General features: G+C 35.7%; 20 protein-coding genes. 16 read left to right on the top strand and 4 right to left on the bottom strand.

Annotated features, from left to right (window positions below; translation table 11 throughout):
• The first annotated feature begins 39 nt into the window (after positions 1 to 39).
• Genes FORMA_RS08100 through FORMA_RS08065 form a run of 8 tightly spaced genes read left to right on the top strand, consistent with a single transcriptional unit; the run spans position 40 to position 8,994 of the window.
• Positions 40 to 1,665, top strand: a complete 1,626-nt coding sequence (locus FORMA_RS08100) for a M1 family metallopeptidase (RefSeq protein WP_069675188.1) — start codon at positions 40 to 42, stop codon at positions 1,663 to 1,665.
• A 3-nt stretch (positions 1,666 to 1,668) separates the two neighbouring features.
• Positions 1,669 to 4,830: a VPS10 domain-containing protein gene (locus FORMA_RS08095; protein WP_069675187.1), complete on the top strand. Its 3,162-nt coding sequence runs from the start codon at positions 1,669 to 1,671 to the stop codon at positions 4,828 to 4,830.
• Positions 4,831 to 4,887: 57 nt separating this feature from the next.
• Positions 4,888 to 5,463, top strand: coding sequence for a superoxide dismutase family protein (locus FORMA_RS08090; protein ID WP_069675186.1), 576 nt, complete (start codon positions 4,888 to 4,890; stop codon positions 5,461 to 5,463).
• A gap of 27 nt (positions 5,464 to 5,490) precedes the next feature.
• Positions 5,491 to 6,654: an LETM1-related biofilm-associated protein gene (locus tag FORMA_RS08085; protein ID WP_069675185.1), complete on the top strand. Its 1,164-nt coding sequence runs from the start codon at positions 5,491 to 5,493 to the stop codon at positions 6,652 to 6,654.
• Between the two features lie 9 nt (positions 6,655 to 6,663).
• Entirely contained in the window at positions 6,664 to 6,912 is a 249-nt protein-coding gene (locus FORMA_RS08080) for a DUF1456 family protein (protein ID WP_069675184.1), read from the top strand.
• Positions 6,909 to 7,802, top strand: coding sequence for a DUF1684 domain-containing protein (locus FORMA_RS08075; RefSeq protein WP_069675183.1), 894 nt, complete (start codon positions 6,909 to 6,911; stop codon positions 7,800 to 7,802). Before FORMA_RS08080 ends, FORMA_RS08075 begins: the two co-directional genes overlap by 4 nt.
• Before the next feature lie 53 nt (positions 7,803 to 7,855).
• Positions 7,856 to 8,353 (top strand): RNA polymerase sigma factor, encoded by a 498-nt coding sequence (locus FORMA_RS08070; RefSeq protein WP_069675182.1) that lies wholly within the window; start codon positions 7,856 to 7,858, stop codon positions 8,351 to 8,353.
• Between the two features lie 2 nt (positions 8,354 to 8,355).
• Positions 8,356 to 8,994, top strand: coding sequence for a hypothetical protein (locus FORMA_RS08065; protein ID WP_069675181.1), 639 nt, complete (start codon positions 8,356 to 8,358; stop codon positions 8,992 to 8,994).
• Positions 8,995 to 8,997: 3 nt separating this feature from the next.
• On the opposite strand, the gene FORMA_RS08060 is transcribed toward FORMA_RS08065, so the two are convergent.
• Positions 8,998 to 9,795: a lysophospholipid acyltransferase family protein gene (locus FORMA_RS08060; protein ID WP_069675180.1), complete on the bottom strand. Its 798-nt coding sequence runs from the start codon at positions 9,793 to 9,795 to the stop codon at positions 8,998 to 9,000.
• Positions 9,796 to 9,827: 32 nt separating this feature from the next.
• Positions 9,828 to 10,475, bottom strand: coding sequence for an NUDIX hydrolase (locus FORMA_RS08055; RefSeq protein WP_069675179.1), 648 nt, complete (start codon positions 10,473 to 10,475; stop codon positions 9,828 to 9,830).
• A 107-nt stretch (positions 10,476 to 10,582) separates the two neighbouring features.
• Here FORMA_RS08055 and FORMA_RS08050 point away from each other — a divergent pair, with 107 nt between their 5' ends.
• The 3 genes from FORMA_RS08050 to FORMA_RS08040 all read left to right on the top strand — a co-directional run bounded on the left by FORMA_RS08050 (position 10,583) and on the right by FORMA_RS08040 (position 14,441).
• Positions 10,583 to 11,203, top strand: coding sequence for a peptidylprolyl isomerase (locus FORMA_RS08050; protein WP_231924984.1), 621 nt, complete (start codon positions 10,583 to 10,585; stop codon positions 11,201 to 11,203).
• 53 nt (positions 11,204 to 11,256) lie between these two features.
• Complete coding sequence (locus FORMA_RS08045) at positions 11,257 to 13,389, top strand: M3 family metallopeptidase (protein WP_069675178.1); 2,133 nt, start codon at positions 11,257 to 11,259, stop codon at positions 13,387 to 13,389.
• Between the two features lie 110 nt (positions 13,390 to 13,499).
• Positions 13,500 to 14,441, top strand: coding sequence for a hydrogen peroxide-inducible genes activator (locus FORMA_RS08040; protein WP_069675177.1), 942 nt, complete (start codon positions 13,500 to 13,502; stop codon positions 14,439 to 14,441).
• Here the strand turns inward: FORMA_RS08040 and FORMA_RS08035 are convergent.
• Both FORMA_RS08035 and FORMA_RS08030 read right to left on the bottom strand, forming a co-directional pair.
• Positions 14,438 to 14,632: a hypothetical protein gene (locus FORMA_RS08035; protein ID WP_069675176.1), complete on the bottom strand. Its 195-nt coding sequence runs from the start codon at positions 14,630 to 14,632 to the stop codon at positions 14,438 to 14,440. The genes FORMA_RS08040 and FORMA_RS08035 overlap by 4 nt on opposite strands.
• Positions 14,633 to 14,849: 217 nt before the next feature.
• The gene (locus FORMA_RS08030; RefSeq protein WP_069675175.1) at positions 14,850 to 15,305 is read right to left on the bottom strand and encodes a DUF4442 domain-containing protein; all 456 of its coding nucleotides are present in this window, start codon (positions 15,303 to 15,305) and stop codon (positions 14,850 to 14,852) included.
• A gap of 135 nt (positions 15,306 to 15,440) precedes the next feature.
• Here FORMA_RS08030 and FORMA_RS08025 point away from each other — a divergent pair, with 135 nt between their 5' ends.
• From FORMA_RS08025 to FORMA_RS08005, 5 genes are all read left to right on the top strand, one after another.
• Positions 15,441 to 15,677, top strand: coding sequence for a putative signal transducing protein (locus tag FORMA_RS08025; RefSeq protein WP_069675174.1), 237 nt, complete (start codon positions 15,441 to 15,443; stop codon positions 15,675 to 15,677).
• Between the two features lie 71 nt (positions 15,678 to 15,748).
• On the top strand, positions 15,749 to 17,236 hold the full coding sequence (locus FORMA_RS08020; RefSeq protein WP_069675173.1) for a S10 family peptidase: 1,488 nt from the start codon (positions 15,749 to 15,751) through the stop codon (positions 17,234 to 17,236).
• Positions 17,236 to 18,240: a glycosyltransferase gene (locus FORMA_RS08015; RefSeq protein WP_069675172.1), complete on the top strand. Its 1,005-nt coding sequence runs from the start codon at positions 17,236 to 17,238 to the stop codon at positions 18,238 to 18,240. The genes FORMA_RS08020 and FORMA_RS08015 overlap by 1 nt, the downstream gene beginning before the upstream one ends.
• A 35-nt stretch (positions 18,241 to 18,275) precedes the next feature.
• Positions 18,276 to 20,195 carry a BatA domain-containing protein gene (locus FORMA_RS08010; RefSeq protein WP_069675171.1) on the top strand — a complete coding sequence of 640 codons (1,920 nt, stop codon included), beginning with the start codon at positions 18,276 to 18,278 and terminating at the stop codon, positions 20,193 to 20,195.
• Positions 20,192 to 21,448: a dihydroorotase gene (locus tag FORMA_RS08005; protein ID WP_069675170.1), complete on the top strand. Its 1,257-nt coding sequence runs from the start codon at positions 20,192 to 20,194 to the stop codon at positions 21,446 to 21,448. Before FORMA_RS08010 ends, FORMA_RS08005 begins: the two co-directional genes overlap by 4 nt.

Raw genomic sequence — 21,448 nt, 5'->3', positions numbered from 1 at the left:
TGATAGGATTACACCTGAACGTATAGACAGTAAACACACATGAGACGCACTCAAATATTTATTCTCTTTTTTTTGCTCAACACTTATGTACAAAGTAGGGCACAAAAGTACAGCGCTCAAGACACGCTGAGAGGATCAATCACTCCAGAGCGCATTTGGTGGGATTTGGTTTACTACGATCTTGATGTCACGGTACAACCCAAAGTAAAATCCATACGCGGAACAAATACAATTCATTATAAAGTTGTAAGTCCTAACAATATAATGCAAATCGACTTACAACCCCCAATGAAACTCATTAAAGCCGTTCAAGATGAGGTCGAACTTTCAATCAATCAGAATGGGAATGCACATTTTATTCAACTGGAAAAAAAGCAAAATAGAAAAAAAATAGAGCAAATCGTATTACACTTTGATGGTCAGCCAAAAGAAGCTATAAACGCTCCTTGGGACGGAGGCTTTTCATGGAAAAAAGACTATAACGACAACGACTTTATAGCCACTTCTTGCCAAGGGATAGGTGCTAGTGTTTGGTGGCCAAACAAAGACCACATGTATGACGAAGTGGATAGCCTTCAAATGAAAATTACTGTTCCAAAACATCTTAAAGCTGTGGGCAATGGACGATTGAGAGCAGTGACTAAAAATGAAAAAACAGCCTCTTACACATGGTTTGTATCTAATCCAATTAATAATTACGGGGTAAATATAAATATTGGAGATTATGTCGATTTTTCTGAAACATACAATGGTGAGAAAGGGAATTTAGATATGCATTATTTTGTTCTAAAAGACAATTTAAATAAAGCTAAAAAACAGTTTTTAGATGCCCCAAAAATGATGAAAGCTTTTGAATATTGGTTTGGCCCCTACCCTTTTTATGAAGACAGCTATAAATTGGTGGAAGTTCCGTATTTAGGCATGGAACACCAAAGTTCTATAACTTACGGTAATCAGTACAAGAATGGCTACTTGGGAAGAGATTTATCCGGAACTGGCTGGGGATTAAAATTTGATTTTATTATAATCCATGAATCAGGACACGAGTGGTTTGCAAATAATATTACCAATAAAGACATTGCTGACATGTGGATTCATGAAGGCTTTACTGCATATTCTGAAAATTTATTTTTAGACTATTACTATGGTAAAGAGGCTTCTTCAGAATACGTTATTGGCACGCGGAAAAGGATTCGAAATGATCGACCTATTATTGGAAACTACAATGTAAATGCGGAGGGATCATCTGATATGTATTACAAAGGAGCAAATATGATTCACATGCTTAGACAATTTACTAAAAATGACGAAAAATGGCGTGGTATTCTAAGAAAAATGAACGCCAAATTTCACCATCAAACGGTAACAACACAACAAATTGAATCTTTTTTGTCAGATGAAATAGATTTGGATTTACATTCATTTTTTAATCAATATTTACGGGATATTCGTATTCCAACCCTGGAGTATAATATTGATAAAAACATTCTTCATTACCGTTGGATCAATGTAGTTGAAGGATTTGAGATGCCTATAGAATTTGAATCAAATAAGCAATGGCAATGGCTATACCCCACTGTAAGTTGGCAAACTAAAGCCATAAATTCATCAACAATTACTGTTGACGAGGATTATTATATTACAACAAAAATATTGAAAAAATAAATTATGAAAACTGCACTAAAATTACTTTTTATTTTGATGTCAATTATTGGTTATTCGCAAGAATTTTCCATGGATTTAGTCAAAAATATGAATCCTAGAAATATAGGTCCTGGCGGTATGTCTGGTCGTGTAACATCAATTGATGTTGTGCTTTCAAATCCAGATATAATTTATGCAGGAACAGCTTCGGGAGGTTTATGGAAATCAACATCAGGAGGTATTAAGTGGACTCCTATTTTTGACAATGAAATCACAGCATCTATTGGCGCTGTAGCTGTGCAGCAATCCAATCCTGATGTGATCTGGGTTGGTACAGGTGAAGGAAATCCTAGAAATAGCTTGAATGGAGGTTTTGGTATTTATAAAAGTTTAGATGGCGGGAAAACATGGTCGTCTGTGGGCTTAGAAAACACCCGCCATATCCATCGTGTCCTGATTGATCCAATCAATCCTAACATAGTTTATGTAGGTGCTATCGGCTCACCATGGGGTGAACATCCTGAACGAGGCGTGTTCAAAACAACAGATGGAGGCAAAACTTGGCAGAAAATACTATTTGCGAATAATAAAACTGGAGTTGCAGACTTAGTTATGGATCCAAATAACCCTAACAAATTAATCGCCGCACTCTGGGAACACAAGAGAGAACCCTGGTTCTTTAATTCTGGTGGAGAAGGATCTGGCATCCATATCACTTATGATGGTGGAGAAAACTGGAAAAAAATTAATCCTCAAGACGGGTTGCCTGAAGGAGATTTAGGACGTATTGGTTTAGCAATTGCGCCGAATAAGCCTCAAATCGTTTATGCTTTGGTTGAAGCTAAAAAGAATGGACTTTACAAAAGTATAGATGGGGGGCATAAATGGGAAAAAGTTAGTGAAAATATGGATGAAATTGGTAATCGCCCATTTTATTATGCTGACTTATATGTAGACCCAAAAAATGAAAATAGAATTTATTCAATCTTCACCTATGTAAATGTAAGTGAAGATGGTGGTAAAAGTTTCAAACAACTGATGCCAGCCTATGGAGTATCTAACGGGGTTCACCCTGATCATCATGCATGGTGGATTCATCCCGAAAATGGAAATTTTATGATTGATGGTAATGATGGAGGATTAAACATCTCCAAAGATGGAGGCAGTACTTGGCGTTTTATTGGTAACTTACCAGTTGCTCAATTTTATCACATCAGTGTTGATGACGAAATTCCTTACAATGTTTATGGTGGAATGCAAGACAACGGTTCTTGGCGCGGACCGGCTTATGTTTGGCGCGATCAAGGGATTCGTAATTCCTATTGGCAAGAAATCAGCTTTGGAGATGGCTTTGATGTTGTTCCAGACCCTGACAATTCACGCTATGGATGGTCTATGAGTCAGCAAGGGTTTGTCAGTCGCTACGACTGGAAAACAGGTAACAATTATACTGTTCGACCAACCCACCCCAACCCTGACATCAAATTAAGATTCAACTGGAATGCTGCCATTAACATTGACCCAAATGACAATAGCACATTGTATTTTGGAAGTCAATTTGTACATAAATCAACTGATAAGGGCGAAACATGGAGTATTATTTCACCCGATTTAACAACAAATGACCCGAAAAAACTTAGACAACATGAAAGTGGAGGGCTCACTATGGATGCCACAGGTGCTGAAAATCATTGCACAATTCTAGTTATAGAGCCCTCAATAGTGGAAAAGAATATGCTCTGGATTGGAACTGATGACGGCCGTATACATTACACTAGAGATGGTGGAAACGATTGGATTGAAGTTACTAAAAATATTAAAGATCTCCCTAAAGGCAGTTGGATTACCCAAATCAAAGCATCCAAAACCAAGAAAGGTGAAGCATTATTGGTGGCTAATGACTATAGAAGATTCAATTACACGCCCTATGCTTACCGAACAACTAATTATGGTAAAACATGGAAACGCATTGTAGATAAAGATGACACAGAAAGTTACGCGCTTTGCATTATTGAAGACGAAAAAGAACCAAATTTGATGTTTTTAGGCACAGATGATGGGCTGTATATCTCTATAGATGCAGGAAATGAATGGACCAAATGGACTAATGGTTTTCCAACAGTTTCAGTAAAAGATTTAGTGATTCACCCAAGAGAAGATGATTTGATAATTGGAACATTTGGTCGCGCAGCTTGGATATTGGATGATATAAGACCTTTAAGACAATTTGCCAAAAATACTGAGGCTACTAAGGAACACATAAACCTTTTTGAGCCTCCAACAGCTTACATGGCAGCCTATCAACAGCCTACAGGAAGTCGTTTTGGTGGGGACGCACTGTATCATGGAACCAATAGGGGTTATGGAGCACGTTTTGCTTATTACTTCAATTCAAAGTCTGAAGAAAAAAGAGATACTTTGGTACAATGGGATACACTAAAACTTCAAATTTTTGATCAAGAACGACTTATACGGACTTTAAAACAAAAAGTTCCTAAGGAAAATGGTGTTAAATATTGGACATGGTACATGGACGAAAAGGGAGTTGAATATCCTACAAAAGCCACTACTAAAACAAAAAAAGAACCTTCAGGAACTCGGGTTCTAAAAGGAACATACAAAGCAGTATTAAATTATGGAAACTTAAGCTCCGAGACATCTATTAGAGTAGAAAACGACCCCAGATTAAACGTTAACGACGAAGCTCAAAGAGCTATTTATCTGACATCAAAACGCTTAGAATCTTACCTTTCTAAGGCAACAGAAGCTACCCAACAATTGGTGCAAAGTAAAAAAATTGCAGAAACGTTTATGAAATCATTAAAAGAAACCGATGAAAAAGGGTTTACACAAGAAATAGAAGAAACGGAACAGATTAAAAGTAAAATTGAAGAACTCTTGGTACTCTTTTTTGGTAAGGTAGATGAACGCCAAGGGATTACATCAGATCCAAATGTATCGGTTTTAGAGCGGTTAGGCACAGCGAATTACTATGTGAGTACTCGACAAAATGGAGTCACTAGCACAGAACAAACTCTAATTGAAAATGCAAAATCAGCTTTAAATAAAGCGCTTAATCAAGTTAACTTATTTTTTGAATCCGATTGGGATAAATTCCAAAAACAAAGTGAGAGAATTAACCTCTCTCCTTTTAAAGCTGTTAAAATAATTAGATTAGATGAATAAATTAGACATCCTAAAAGTATGAATACTAATTTTATTTAACTTTATAAAAAAATAGAGATGAGAACAATATTGATTACCGCCATCACAGTTACGTTTGTTTTGTCATGTAAAAACAAAAAAGAAACTGAAAACTCGATGAGCACAAATGAAAACAAGACTCCAAAAATTGAAAATACTGAAGTACAAAAAGTAGACGTTCTACTAAACGCAAAGAACGAAAGCAATGTCAGTGGAAAAATTAAATTTATTCAATCGGGAAATGTGGTCAAGATGACTGCTAAAGTTACTGGACTAACCGAGGGGATGCATGCCATTCATATTCATGAAAAAAGCGATTGCTCCTCAGCTGATGGAACGTCTGCCGGTGGCCATTGGAACCCAACAGCACAACCGCATGGAAAATGGGGAGCCGATACTGGATACCACAAAGGTGATATAGGAAATTTCATGGTAAATGATCAAAAGTTTACAACTATCGAATTTGCTACCGATGAATGGTGTATTGGTTGTGGGGATGCAACAAAAGATATTTTAGGTAAAGGAATTATAGTGCATCAAGGGGTGGATGATTTTGTATCGCAACCTTCTGGTGCAGCTGGCAGCAGAGTCAGTTGTGCAGGAATAATTAAATAGTTATTGTTTTAAATCTAATACCCCAATATGAATCCATCAGCAAAAGGTTGGCTAAATAAACTTTTAACTACAGTCGATACAGATTTTAATGATGAAGATGTATTAGAGACGATTTACCCTAAACTTAAACTAGCTGGATTCATCTATGGCAGCAATGTATGTGTCGCACTCCCTCAATATGAAAACAAAGATTTTACTCAAGAGGAACGCTGTAAAATAAATCTCATCCTTGCACTTCACAATGTGTACAAATCAACTACAAGTGAACCAACATCGTTCACCGCTCAACTTAAATTATTTTATAAAAACATAGGCTTTTATAAAACGAGTTTTATAAGTGATATTTTTGGAGAGGATGTAGAACAAATCATACATAAACGCATTCAAATAGACAATAACATCATCACAAAAAACTTCAATTACTTCGCAACAAATGCGTTGCTATTTATGGATGTTTTAGCGTTTAGGGTATACCTTAACCAATCAAATCGAACATTAGCGTTTTTGGAAGGCTTAGAAAACTCAATCGTAACCGTAGTCTCTGAGGCATTAAATGCTAAATCAAAAAAAAATGAATACGATGAGAGTTTAATCCGATTGCTAAAATCATCTCTTCGAACATCCTATAAAAAAGAGGCTAACTTAGAGGCGCTTGATGCTAAAAACCATACACTACAGGAACGCTTATACCTACTAGATTTAGCGTGCATGGCTACATGGAGCGACTATAAGATTGAAAAAGGAGAAGAACAGTTTTTTGATCGGCTTAGGGAAAAATTTAATTTTAGTAGTTTTCAAATTAATGATGCTCTTTCAACTGTCAACGATTTTTATAAAAACCATAAAAATGACGTAGCGCTTTTAAGCACCAAAAATATGGCTAAACGCTTCTACGATAACTCCAGCTCTTTGGTTAAAAAATTAATTTCAAGAAATAGTAAAAAACTCTATCAAGAACTCAAAGAAAGTAAAGAACTAGTCGTTTTACTGTCTCAATCTACTGTACGTGATATGACAGAAGAAGAAATAGATAAAATGCAGGAGCAGCTTCTCGATGTATTAAAATCAATTCCAAGTTTAGCGATTTTTATGTTGCCAGGCGGAGCTGTTTTGTTACCGCTGTTCATAAAGTTTATTCCAAAATTATTACCTTCTGCATTCGACGATAATAGAATCGAAGACCAATCATAACTAAAAACAATGGGACTTACAAATAACGATATTTTCAAAAAATTAAGAGTTGCTCATAAATTACGTGACGAAGACATCATCAAAATTTGCGCACTCAAAGACTTTAAAGTGACAAAAGGTGAAATTAACGCACTTTTTAGAAATGAAAATCACCCAAAATTTATGCCTTGTGGCGATCAATTTTTACGTAATTTTTTGGATGGCTTAATTATTCACCTAAGAGGCCCAATGCCGCAAAAACAAATCAAAAAATCATGAAAAAATTACTTTTTTATTGTTTCATTCTAACACTATGTACTCAATGTAAAAATGATGCAAAAACGTTTCAAATTGATAATGCCTATATCGAAAGTGTAGAAAAAGAAAGAAAAGATCGCGACAAAAGACGTGTAAAATATTTAGAATTATGTGGTCTCTTCAAATTAGATACCACTGGAACCATTTTTGGAATCGATAAAAGCAATAAAGTCAGCACTTCACCTAATGAAATAAATCAAAATATTGGGAAATTTCAATGGGATGGAAAAGCATTTAACTTTGAGGCATTCAATGACATTAAAATCACCGGTAGTAATGGTGCAGAAGTACAAACTAAACCTTTGATTTTAAACGCTATTGGCGACTCTGAAAAATTATTCTTCAATGCTATAAGCTGGCGCGTTATTACACGTTCTGGGGCACTTTATTTGCGTGTTTGGGACAAAAACAACCCTGCCATTAATGCCTTTAAAGGATTTGAAAACTATGCGCCTAATTCAGATTTTATTTTTGAAGCAGATTTTGAATATTTTGAAACTTCAAAATCCGAATTAGTCGCTTCAAAATTAGGGGTCGATGATGTTGCAAAATTCATAGGCAGCGTTCATTTTTATTTTGAAGGTGAGGCTTATACTTTAGATGTTGGCGAAAGTGGCTGGATTATGGTTGGTGATGCAACTAACGGTGAAGAAACTTATGGAAGTGGGCGCTATATTTATGTCGATATTCCAGAAACAGATGGTAAAGTTCATTTAGACTTTAACTATTTGTACAATCCACCTTGCAGCTACTCCGAATTCACTACCTGTCTACTTCCGCCTTTACAAAACAGACTACCCTTTAGAATTGAAGCTGGTGAACTCATCGAACACAAAAATTTAAATGAATAATAGTAACATTTATATTAAAGTTTCGTCAAATTGTAGAACCAATTTAAATTTATTTGAAATCTAACGTAGAAATTGAATTTGTAACTCAAATTGAAAAACATCAGAATTTAATTCATAAAATCTGTCGTTTGTATTCAAATGGTGATGCCGAGCACAAAGATTTATTTCAAGAAATAACTATTCAGTTATGGAAAGCCTACCCAAAATTCCGTGGAGATTCAAAATTTAGCACTTGGATGTATCGGGTAGGAATCAACACTGCTATTTCATTGTATCGAAAATCAAAGCGCAAAATACTAAGCTATAGATTTGATGATGTTTCCTACAAAATCCCTCAAACTGAAACTTACGACGATACTCAGGACCAACAACTTAAATCCATTTATGCTGCCATAAAGCAATTCAATGATATAGATAAAGCTGTTATTTTTTTATACCTAGAGGATAAGTCTTACAAAGAAATAAGTGAAATGATAGGCATTACTGAAGTAAATGCTCGTGTAAAAATGAACAGAATTAAGAAAAAATTAAAAACACAATTAAATCCTTAATTATGGACGAATTAGAAATATTAAAAAAGGATTGGCAAAAAAATCAAAAATTTCCTAAACTATCCAAAAAGGAAATATATAGACTATTGCACAAAAAATCATCTTCTATTGTCAAATGGATTTTTATACTAAGTATTATTGAATTTTGTTTTTGGACCTTGATTAGTTTATTAATGAAAGATAGTGAAGCACAACAACGCTTTGACAGCTACGATATAGATTACATCATCATGCCTTTAATGATCTCTGGCTATATAATTCTTGCATACTTTTTTGTAGCATTTTATAAAAATTATAAAAAAATATCCAGTACAGACTCCGTAAAATTATTAATGAAAAATATTTTAAATACTAGAAAGACAGTAAAACATTACGTCTTATTTAATCTAATTTTTTTATACATTAGTATAATAGTAGGTATTATTATTGAAGTTAGCAATAGTGTTGATTTAAAGCTCATTACTGCTAAATTCACCGATACAGCAGATTACTTCATCTTATATGGTTTTGTAGCAATCCTAACACTACTAATGATGGTTCTGCTAACTGGAATTTTACTTGGTTTTTATTACCTTGTATATGGGCTTTTACTCAAGCGTTTAAAAAAGAATTATAAAGTGCTCCAAGAACTAGAGCAATAAGATTTACCAATCGCGTTTTTTATTCAAACGTTCATTTTCTAACAATTCTTCTTGTGGAATGACTTTTAAAAACGATGGATGCTGCTCAATAGCATATTCGATTTTTTCAACAATCTGGGGTATTGTTTCGTTTTCATAATCAATAGCTAATGGCGCTTTGATTTCCATTGATTGAAGTATATTTTTCTTTTTGATGCGGATACCTTTTTTGTCAAAAGAGCGCCTGAACCCGTCAATTACAATGGGAACTACAATAGGCTTGTAATGTTTAATAATATGCGCTGTACCCTTTCGAATAGGCTTAAAAGGAGTTGTAGTACCCTGTGGAAAGGTAATGACCCAACCATCATCCAATGCTTTTTTAATGTTGGAAATATCACTCATCTTTACCTGTCGATTAACATCTTTTCCTGATGATCTCCAAGTTCGCTCAATACTTATAGATCCAGCATAAGCAAAAATTTTGGGCAACAATCCAGCTTTCATCGTTTCTTTGGCCGCTACATAATAAAGATTTAGCTTGGGATTCCAGAGGTATCCTACATTTTTGATGGAATCGTCACGACCACTCAAGGAGGCATTAAACACATGAAACATCGCCACAACATCGGCAAAATACGTTTGGTGGTTAGAAATAAAAAGAACGTTGGTCTCTGGTAATTGACGTAAAATTTCTGAGCCCTCAATTTGTAGGTCATTAAACCCTTGGTAGCGTTGATGGCTGAATGCACCCAAGATGCGAATGATCCATTTTTTTATAAAAAGGTATTGGCCAAAAATGTTTTTTTTGAATAACCGCATGCAAAAAATCAAAATAGAAATGCAAACCTAAGCTATTTTTTTAAAATTGAATTCAATAAATGGATTAATTCCATCAAAATCATGGCCGTTGCACCCCAAACAATATGCCCATCAAAATTAAAAGCAGGTACTTTTACTTTTGAACCATAAGATGTTGAAACCAATGTAAAAATTCTTTTCGAATCATCCAATACATCGTTCAACGGAACTTCTATAATGGATTCCACTTCGGAGGGCTGAAGTTTAAAATTCGGTGTCGTAGCCGTCATGCCGACAAATGGAAAAACAATGAAGTTACTCGGTGGGATGTAAAGCTCAGTTAACGGAAACAACAATTTAATATGATCTTTTGACACCCCTATCTCCTCCCAGGTTTCTCTAACTGCAGTTGCTTCTAAATTCTGGTCTGAAAGTTCAGGTTTACCACCAGGAAAACCCACTTGTGCTGAATGAACTCCTGAACTGGTTTTGCGTACAATTAGAACAAGATTAGTATTCATTGTACGATCGGGATAAAATAATGCAAGAACAGCAGCTGGCTTTGCATTCTTTTTTAACAGCTTATTTTGTTGTAATAATTCCGCTCTAAAAGGAGGCGCCATGATCAACTGTGCATCAATTCCCGGAAGTGGCAAAGAATTTAGTGCGGATATAATTTTAGAAAATGCATCAAATCTCATATATTTCTGAATTCAAAAAAAACACTGTTTATTGTATGCGCTATTGTTTATTGCTTTTAATTTGTTTTTGTAGCTGTCAAGATACTAAATCTGAAAAGAATAATGTAGTGTCCAAACAAACTGCCATTTCTAAGAAAACCAAAAAAATAATACCTGAGGAAATAAAAGAAACCACTTTTTTATTAACTGATGATAATGTAATGGAATTCTTCTTAGAATACGACAAAAAACACAAAGAAAATAAAGTTCGTATCACAACTGATTTTGGAGAGATTGACATAAAACTATTCGAAGCGACAAAATTCCATCGCTCCAATTTCATATACCTTACAAAGAAAAAATATTTTAATAACACTCAATTTTACAGAGTAATCAATAATTATATCATCCAAGGGGGAAATAGCGACGATCAACAAACATTAAACAAACGCAAAAAAATAGGGCGCTATCTGTTACCAAACGATCACAAAAAGGGATTCAAACATGATCGAGGCATGGTGAGCATGCCAAGTAGTGCTGTGGCAAACCCTTACAAGATGGCCTCACCTTTTGAGTTTTTTATTGTTCAACAACATGGAGGAGCACACAACCTTGACGGAGATTATGCTGTTTTCGGAAAAGTTGTTAAAGGTATGGAAGTGGTTGATAAAATCGCAGCAGTACCTACTGATAAGGGCGATTGGCCACAAACAAATATATACATCAAGAAAATTGAAATCATCGAATAGATTTCATTCATTTTTTATAAATTGTAATGCTTAATTGATTAAAACAAATCATCATGAACACAAAAAATACCACTCCTTTTACTTATTTACTATTAGTTTGTATCCATATTTTGAGTACAAGTTGCACAAATTCAACAACAGACCAAGACAATATATTGCTTCAAGAATGGACAGGTCCCTATGGAGGTGTACCTGCTTTTGACAAGATGGAAGTTGCTGATATTCAATCGGCTGTAGAATATGGCATGGAAGAAAACCTCAAAGAAATAGAAGCCATTGCCAATAATGAAGCCGCACCAACTTTTGAAAATACGATTGAAGCTATGGAACGCTCTGGAGCATATTTAGATCGTGTTTTTTCGTACTACGGAATTTTTAGCAGTAATATGTCTTCCCCAGAATTTAGAGAAGTTCAAGCTGTCCTTGCACCAAAATTATCTGAATTTTCTTCAAAAATAAACCAAAACGAAGCGCTTTTTAAGCGCATTAAAACCGTTTATGACAACGCCCAAGAAAACCCTTTAGATAGCGACCAACAACGCGTCGTAGAGCTTGTTTACAAAGGATTTGCCATGCGTGGAGCGGCAATTGATGCTAAGAAAAAAGAACGCTATGCGGCCATTGATAAAGAACTTTCGGTACTATACAATAAATTTTCGGACAACGTACTACACGACGAAGAAAACTACGTAACCTACCTCAACAAAGATCAACTTGGTGGACTTTCTGATGGATTTATAAAATCGGCAGCAGCCATAGCCAAAGAAAAAGGGCAGGAAGGGAAATATGCCATCACCAATACGCGTTCCTCGATGGATCCTTTTTTAACTTATTCTACCGAAAGAGATTTACGCAAACAAGTTTGGACCAATTATTATTCTCGTGGCGATAACAACGACGAGTATGACAACAAAGAAATCATCGCTGAAATCTTAAAACTTCGCCGCGAAAGAGTCGAACTTTTAGGTCATAAAAATTATGCAGAATGGCGTTTGCAAGACCGCATGGCTAAAACTCCTGAAAATGCCTTAAACTTGATGGAAGCGGTTTGGCCTGCAGCAATTTCTAGAGTGGCAGAAGAAGTGGCCGACATGCAAACCATTGCCGATGCCAATGGCGATAACATCACCATAGAGCCATGGGATTACCGCTACTATGCCGAAAAAGTGCGTGTGGCTAAATATGACCTCAACAGCGACGAAGTCAAACAATACCTACAATTAGACAAACTCCGTGAAGCTATGTTTTATGTCGCTGGACGATTGTTCAATTACAAATTTGAACCTGTCCCCGAAGGAAGTGTCCCTGTTTTTCAAGAAGATGTAAAGGTTTGGGAAGTTACCGATTTGGATTCTGGAGCCCATATTGGACTTTGGTATTTAGACCCTTTTGCACGAGCTGGAAAACGATCTGGTGCTTGGGCAACTACCTACAGAAGTCACACTATTTTTGATGGAAAAAAGACGGTTTTGGCCTCCAACAATTCAAATTTCATCAAGGCGGCGCCTGGCGAAGCAGTTCTTGTATCCTGGGACGATGCCACTACCTTTTTCCATGAATTTGGACATGCCTTACACTTCTTTTCTTCAAACGTAAAATATCCAACACTCAATGGTGGAGTACGCGATTACACAGAATTCCAATCACAACTTTTGGAGCGCTGGTTGTCTACAGATGAAGTGATCTCACAATATTTAGTACACCACGAAACAGGAGAAGTCATTCCTAAAGCTTTAGTGGCAAAAATTAAAAAAGCGGCCACCTTCAATCAAGGATTTGGTACTACTGAATATCTGGCCTCTGCGCTTATGGACATGAAACTCCACCTCGCCGATCCTGAGGGTATGGATGTAGGGGATTTTGAAAAAGAAACTTTAGCGGCGCTCGATATGCCCAAAGAATTGCCTATGCGCCACCGTACACCACACTTTGGTCATGTATTTTCTGGTGAGGGCTATGCCACGGCCTATTATGGCTATATGTGGGCAGACGTCCTCACAGCCGATGCTGCAGAAGCATTTACAGACAGCGAAGGCGGTTTTTATGACGAAGACATGGCCAGTAAACTCGTAAAATACTTGTTTGCGCCGCGCAACGCTATAGATCCTGCAAAGGCCTACCGATTGTTTAGAGGCCGTGATGCACAGATCGAAGCTCTGATGCGTGATCGTGGGTTCATTAATTAGTTTAGAGTGCCCATCGCGTAACTAAATAGAACCTTTCTAAAAGGCTCTACTTATCTATACTTGTTATAAGATTAATAGATAAAATTTATACATTTGTGTAAAACGATTATATGACCATCACCCAATTGCATTATGTTTTGGCGGTAGCCGAGCATCAAAACTTTACCAAAGCGGCGCAGCATTGCTTTGTGACACAACCTACGCTTAGTATGCAAGTACAAAAACTAGAAGAACAATTGAATGTTCAAATATTTGACCGTGGCAAAAAACCCATTGAACTTACCAATGTTGGACGTAAAATTGTGGCACAAGCCAAAAATATAGTCGCAGAGGCCGAACGCATAAATGATATTGTTGATCAAGAAAAAGGATTTGTTGGCGGAGAATTCAAATTGGGCATCATCCCCACCATCATGCCTACACTGTTGCCTATGTTTCTCAAAACCTTCATTAAAAAATATCCAAAAGTCAAATTAAAGATTGAGGAGCTCACTACAGAAGAAATCATTCAACGCATAAATGATGGGCATTTGGATGCCGCTATTGCTGCCACACCACTAAAAATAGAAAACATAAAAGAGCGGGTATTATTTTATGAACCTTTTGTCGGCTACATTCCGGCGAATCACAGGTTGAAAAATAAGAAAACTATCGAAGTATCTGATTTGGATATCAACGATATGTTATTGCTTGAGGATGGGCATTGCTTTAGAGATGGTGTTTTGAATCTGTGTAAAACATTGAATAAAGCTGATGATGAATCATTTCAACTCGAGAGCGGCAGTATAGAAATGTTGGTAAAATTGGCCAACGAAGGCATGGGCATGACGCTTTTGCCTTATCTCAATACATTGGATTTAAAAGAAAAAGAACAGCATAATCTACACTTTTTTGCACCCCCCTCACCTGCACGAGAAGTCAGTTTGATTTATAATAAAAACGAATTAAAAATTCAAATCATTAATGCGATCCACGACGCCATCTCAGCAATTATTAGAGGGGCTATAGCATTTCAAGATGTGGAAATTATTAGCCCCGTAGCTGAACGCTAAACAAAATATACGGTACAACGACTCAGCTCTGGGTTACTTTTGATCATGGATTCCACAAATACTTTAAGTTCTTCAATCTCGTAAGGAAGTAAATAATGCATTGCTTTCTTTACTTCTGTACAGAATAGATTAGGGTCAAAACTAACTTTTTTAAGAATGCGTTTTGTGTACTCAAACATTGCTCTTGCCATTTTAATAAATTTAGGATTAAAGTAGTTTTTCTTATAGGCAAGTATTTTAGTGATTTAGTGATTTAGTGATTTAGTGATTTAGTGATTTAGTGATTTAGTGATTTAGTGATTTAGTGATTTAGTGATTTAGTGATTTAGTGATTTAGTGATTTAGTGATTTAGTGATTTAGTGATTTAAAACTAGTTAAAAATATAAAGACTTCAAAAAAATTTAACATTAAAACTTTCTTTTTAGACTCCAAATAAAGTTGAATGTAGCTACCACATCTCCTGCCTCGTCACGTCCTTCAGCTTTTAGCGTTAAGGTCTGCCCCTCACCGCTTTCAATAGCAGATTGGAGGACTTTATCTATGTCCATTCCTTGAGCACAACGAAATGTAATTCGGCCTTTGGCTTTTTTTGTGAATTGTGCTTCATTTTTTATAACAAGCATAGATATCTTTTTATTTAACTGCTGGATTTTCATAATTATAAGGGCGCCTGTAGCCAATTCGGCGGCCATGCCTTGTACCGCCCAAAACATTGATTTGAACGGATTCTTATTGATCCATTTATGACGAACACCTACATGACACTCGAATGCATTAATCTGCTTAACTCGCACACCACATAAGAAAGCTGAGGGAAGGTTGAATACGAGAAAGAGGTTGAGTTTTTTTGCTGAAAGTGCCATGAAGTACTGGAGATTATTTAGCTAATATAAAACATTATTTATAATGTAACTATGAAAAAATAGAGCAGAAAACACAAATACTTTTATGTTAATAATGGCTTAATTTTTGTTGTATCTTTCATAAAAAACTTAAAGATGGGGTATGTTAAGATTTACGCTGGTAGTTTTATTATTGTTCAGTTGATCTCTAAAAATTTAGAAGATTGTGGTATTACTGCTGTTATCAAGGATGAAACAGAGTCCGCGCGATTAGCAGGTTTTGGCCCTACAACCTATGGGCATCAGGAAGTTTTTGTTCACGAAAGTGAAGAAGAAAAAGCGATTAAAATACTAGCGTATATTACTGATAAGTTTATAACAAATAAGACTTGATAAACTTCCCATACCCAATATTCAGAAGTCAAATCATTGTTGTATTTTATAGGCTCATAAAAAATAAAACCATGCGAAAAAGCGTCATCATTCAATTGCTTTTATGTGCAAGCTTGAGCTTTGCACAAGAGCTTAAGATTCCCTTGGACACCACAGTGACCACACAACATAAAACTATAATAAAGGGTGTAAATATATCGTACACTGCCGAAACAGGCACACAACCTGTATGGGATAAAGAGGGAACTGTAATCGCCAGTCTATTTTACACTTATTATACTCGAGAAAACATTAAAGATAGAAGTTCTCGACCCTTAATAATCTCATTCAATGGTGGGCCAGGATCGGCATCTGTGTGGATGCATATGGCTTATACCGGTCCAAGGATTTTGAATGTAGATGACGAAGGGTATCCAGTGCAACCCTACGGATTCAAAAGTAATCCAAATTCAATTCTAGATGTTGCCGATATCGTATTTGTTAACCCTGTTAATACGGGCTATTCACGCATGGTGCCAAATCAAGATGGAGAAATGCCTGATCGCAGTCAGTTTTTTGGCATAAATGAAGATATTGCCTACCTCTCTGGATGGATCAACACTTTTGTAACACGAAAAAATCGTTGGGAATCCCCAAAATACATTATTGGTGAGAGTTATGGTGGTACACGCGTCATGGGGCTTTCGTTGGCCTTACAGCAAAATCAATGGATGTACCTCAATGGAGTTATTTTGGTTTCACCAGCCGATTATAAAACTCTTCGTGTTGGTGGGCCGGTTTCCTCAGCGCTCAATCTCCCCTACTATGCCGCAGCGGCTTGGTATCACAAAATGCTGCCTGATGATCTTCAATCTAAGGACCTTTTAGAAATTTTACCGGAGATAGAAAACTTCACAATTAATGATCTTATTCCAGCTTTAGCCAAAGGTGGATTTGCAAGCGATGAGGAAAAAATGAAAATTAGCGAAAAAATGGCGCTCTATTCTGGATTAAGTCAAAAAGTTATTTTACAACATAATTTGGATGTACCCAATCGTTTTTTTTGGAAAGAGTTACTGCGCGAGAAAACAGGTCAAACAATCGGACGGTTGGATTCTCGCTATTTAGGAATTGACAAAAAGGAATCGGGAACTAGTCCTGATTACAGTGCTGAGTTGACTTCGTGGCTGCACTCTTTCACTCCGGCAATAAATCATTACATCAAAAATGAACTAAAGTTTGTGACAGACTTAAAATACAATATGTTTGGTTCTGTTCAACCTTGGAATAACGAAAATGATAACACTCGAGACGATTTACGCTTGGCGATGGCACAAAATCCATATCTAAAAGTACTTAACCAATCTGGTTATTACGATGGAGCTACAACTTATTTTAGTGCAAAATATACTTTGTCTCAAATAGACCCAAGTGGAAAAATGAAAGATCGTCTATCATTTAAAGGCTACCGAAGTGGACATATGATGTATTTGCGCAACGAAGACTTGATTCAATCCAACGAGGATTTGAGAGCATTTATCAAAGCATCCTCCGCTGATGGAAAAGCAGCAAAGTACTAATGCCAGCCAAAATTAGTGTACTAATCCCTTTTAAAAATACTGCGGCCTATTTGCCAGAGTGTATCGATTCTATTTTAAATCAAACATTTTCGGATTGGGAAGCAATTTTTGTGGATGACCATTCATCAGATAATAGCGCAAAAATTGTTCAAAATTATGCGAAAAATGATTCTAGAATCAAGTGTTTAAAAAATAAAGGCTCAGGAATTATTACTGCTTTGTGCACGGCTTATGGTGATTGCAATGGAAATTTAATCACTCGTATGGATAGTGACGATATTATGATGCCTGAAAAACTTCATGCAATGCAGCTCGATTTATATACAAAGGGCAAGGGGCACATAGCCTTAGGTTTGGTTGAATATTTTTCAGAAAAAGGGGTGAATGATGGTTATAAACGCTATGAAAAATGGCTCAACAAGCTAATATCATTAGGGTGTAACTTTGATGAACTTTATAAGGAATGTGTCATTCCTTCGCCGTGTTGGATGGTACATCGTGAGGATTTTGATAAGTGTGGAGGTTTTCAATCCAATATTTACCCTGAAGATTACGATTTGGCTTTTCGGTTTTTTAAATTTGGTTTAAAGTGTATTCCATCAAAAAACATACTTCACCGTTGGCGCGATTATGCCGTTCGTACATCCAGAACAAGTCCTAATTACGCGGAGAATTCATTCGTTGACTTAAAATTAAAATACTTTTTAGAATTGTCCTACGATCATTCCAAGACACTGGTGGTGTGGGGCGCTGGTAAAAAAGGCAAAAAATTAGCCGCTTTACTTTTAAAAATAAAAATTCCGTTCGAATGGATCTGCGATAATCCAAAAAAAATTGGAAAAAATATATATGGAAAAATTCTTAAACCGTGGGCCACTTTGTCAGAAATAAACAAAAGCCAAAGCATCATTACTGTGGCTAATGAAAATGCTCAAGAATTTATGGTTAATTATTTTAATCAACAAAATAAAAAACACATGAAAGATTACTTTTTCTTCACATAAGGGATTTATATTTACATTCGAAAAACAACTATTAAATGCAATTTGCACATCCAGAAATTTTATATGCTCTTAGCGCACTGATCATCCCTATCCTAGTGCATTTATTTCAGCTAAGGCGATTCAAAATTCAAGAGTTTACAAATCTTGCATTTTTAAAAATCATTAAACTGCAAACGCGCAGAAGTTCAACTCTTAAAAAATGGTTGGTTTTAAGTCTTAGATTATTAGCGCTTAGCTGTATTATTATGGCCTTTGCGCAGCCCTACTTTTCAAATCTAAAAACAAAAGAGATAAGACCAGAACTAGTTATTTATCTGGACAACTCTTTCAGTATGCAGGCTGTAGATTCAAAAGGAATGCTATTGGAACGCTCAATTCAAGATATCATAACCCATCTAGATCATAATCAGGAAATTAATATTTTCACAAATACAAAAACATACCAAAATACAACAATTAATGCATTGCAAAATGAACTTTTGGATATGGATTACACACAGCGGCAACTGGATATTAAAACCATCCTTTCTAAAGGGAAAATGATGTTCTCTGATCAGGCTAATAATCCAAAGTTTTTTATTGTAATTTCTGATTTTCAGTCTACCAACTCCCCTATTACCGAAGTGAAGAGAGATAGTGGGTATAAGCTGATTTTAATTCAAAAAAAACCTTTAAATCCTGAAAATAATTTTATTGAAAAACTTGAAATTTCAGCTCTTGCTGATGAATACAAATTAGACATAAAAGCGAACAGCAGTACTGGCAAAAATGAAAACATAACGCTTAGTGTTTACGATGATCAAAAACTTATTGGAAAATCAACATTAAAAAAAAGTAATAAGTACAGCACGTCAATTTATGTCCCAAAGCGAGAAATCGATAAAGGTAAACTCATTTTAGACGATAACGGACTCAGTTTTGATGATGAATATTACTTCAGTATAGTCAAGCAAAAGCGAATCAGTGTACTGGCAATTGGCAAAAAAACAAACACCTATTTACCACGCATCTATACTAAAGATGAATTTATCTATAATTTCCAAAATGTAAACCAAACAGTGTATACTGACATTCCAAAACAAGATTTGATTGTGCTGGATGCACTTGAACGTATTCCTGAAGCGCTGCAACTTAGTTTAAAAAGTTATAAAGAATCTGGAGGCCATATTGTTATAATTCCTTCAAATTCTAGCGAACTTTCTTCTTACAGCCCTTTATTTAATGTGCAAAATATTTTAAAAACTAATTCACTAAAAATTGAAAAAAAGATCACCAAAATAAATTTTGATCATCCGATCTATACTGCTGCTTTTGAGGACAAAGTAAAGAATTTTGAATTCCCAAAAGCAACCAATTCTTATGGCTTAAACAAAACCGCCAATACCTTGTTGTACTTTCAAGATGACACACCTTTTTTAGTGCAACACGAAAATATATTTATTTTTGCCTCAAACATAAGTAGTGACGATTCAAACTTCATATACTCGCCCCTGGTTGTGCCTACTTTTTATAGCATCGGAACATCGAGTTTTAAAATTCCTAAAGTACAATACAGCATAGGAGATGAACACAAGATAGACTCTAAAAGAAGATTAGGTAGAGATGTTGTGTTGCGCATAAGCAATAAGGAAGAAAGTTTTATTCCGTTACAACAAAAACAAAATTCAAAACAACAAATAACCACTAAAAATCGACCAAATAAAGCGGGACATTATGCCTTACACCACAAAGGCGATACTTTACAATATTTGAGTTTCAATTACGCACGTGATGAAAGTGTTTTGCAGTACATAAACATTGTAGAAATTGCAGCAGATTCAATAGTTGAATCAATACAAAACAGTTTGGATATTGTAAAAAGTACCGTAAACATTAAGGCTTTATGGAAATGGTTTGTTATTTTTGCGCTAATATTTTTGGCTTTAGAAATGCTCATCTTAAAAATTTTTAAATGAACGTACTTATAAAATCAGCTACCATTCTTGATTCAAAAAGTGATTTTCACAATAAAACACAAGATATTTTAGTTGAAAATGGATGCATAAGTCAAATAGCTGATTCTGTAAAAAACCCCCACCAATATCAAGTTATTAAATTGGATAACCTTCACGTTTCACAAGGTTGGTTCGATAGTAGTGTGTCTTTTGGTGAACCAGGGTTTGAAGATAGAGAAACTATCGAAAATGGGTTGGCAACAGCAGCAAAATCTGGGTTTACTGACGTAGCGCTTAATCCAAATACATTTCCAGTAATTGACAGTCATTCGGATGTGGCCTTTGCTCAAAACAAATCAGAAAAAACAGCAACGAAACTTCATCCAATCGGAGCACTTACAGAAGGTGCAAAAGGAACTAGGCTTGCTGAAATTTACGATATGTTTAAGGCTGGAGCTGTGGCATTTGGGGATTATAAAAAACCTATTGACAACCCTAACATTTTAAAAATTGCCTTGCAATATACAGCGAGTTTTAGGGGACTTGTTCAATCTTTTCCTCTAGATCAAAAAATTGCGGGTTCAGGGGTTATTAATGAACAAACCACAAGCATTAAGTTAGGCTTAAAAGGAAGCCCAAACCTTGCAGAAGAATTACAAGTTTCGCGAGATCTTGCTATTTTAGAATACTCAGGGGGCTGTTTGCATATTCCTACCATTTCGACTTCAAAATCAGTAGCGCTTATCCGTGAAGCTAAACGAAAAGGGCTGGATGTGAGTTGTAGCGTTCCAATTCATAATTTAATTTTCACTGATTCATCTCTAGAAAATTACAACACAAACTTCAAAGTAAACCCGCCTCTGAGAACACAAGAGGATGTGAAAACGCTTATCACAGCAGTTAAAGACGGTACCATTGATATGGTAACGTCAGATCATAACCCCCTATCTATTGAACTGAAAAAAGTAGAATTTGATTTTGCGGCCTACGGAACAATTGGGCTAGAAAGTGCCTTCGGAGCACTAAACTCTATTTTTTCTACAAAAAAAACCATCGAACTGCTCACCGCTGGTAAAAATCGATTTGGAATTGATAATCATCCCATAGAGGTTGGAAATCCTTGTCAGATCACCTTATTTAATCCCAGTCCAACCTATACATTTAGCAACTCATGTATATCATCTAAGTCTAAAAACTCTCTATTTATTGGTCAACGTCTTAAAGGAACAGTTTATGGAATATTAGGGAATAACCTATGTGCTTTGAGAAATTAA

This window comes from Formosa sp. Hel3_A1_48 (genome assembly GCF_001735715.1).
Lineage (GTDB): Bacteria > Bacteroidota > Bacteroidia > Flavobacteriales > Flavobacteriaceae > UBA3537.
This window is presented reverse-complemented; position numbering and strand designations above follow the sequence as displayed.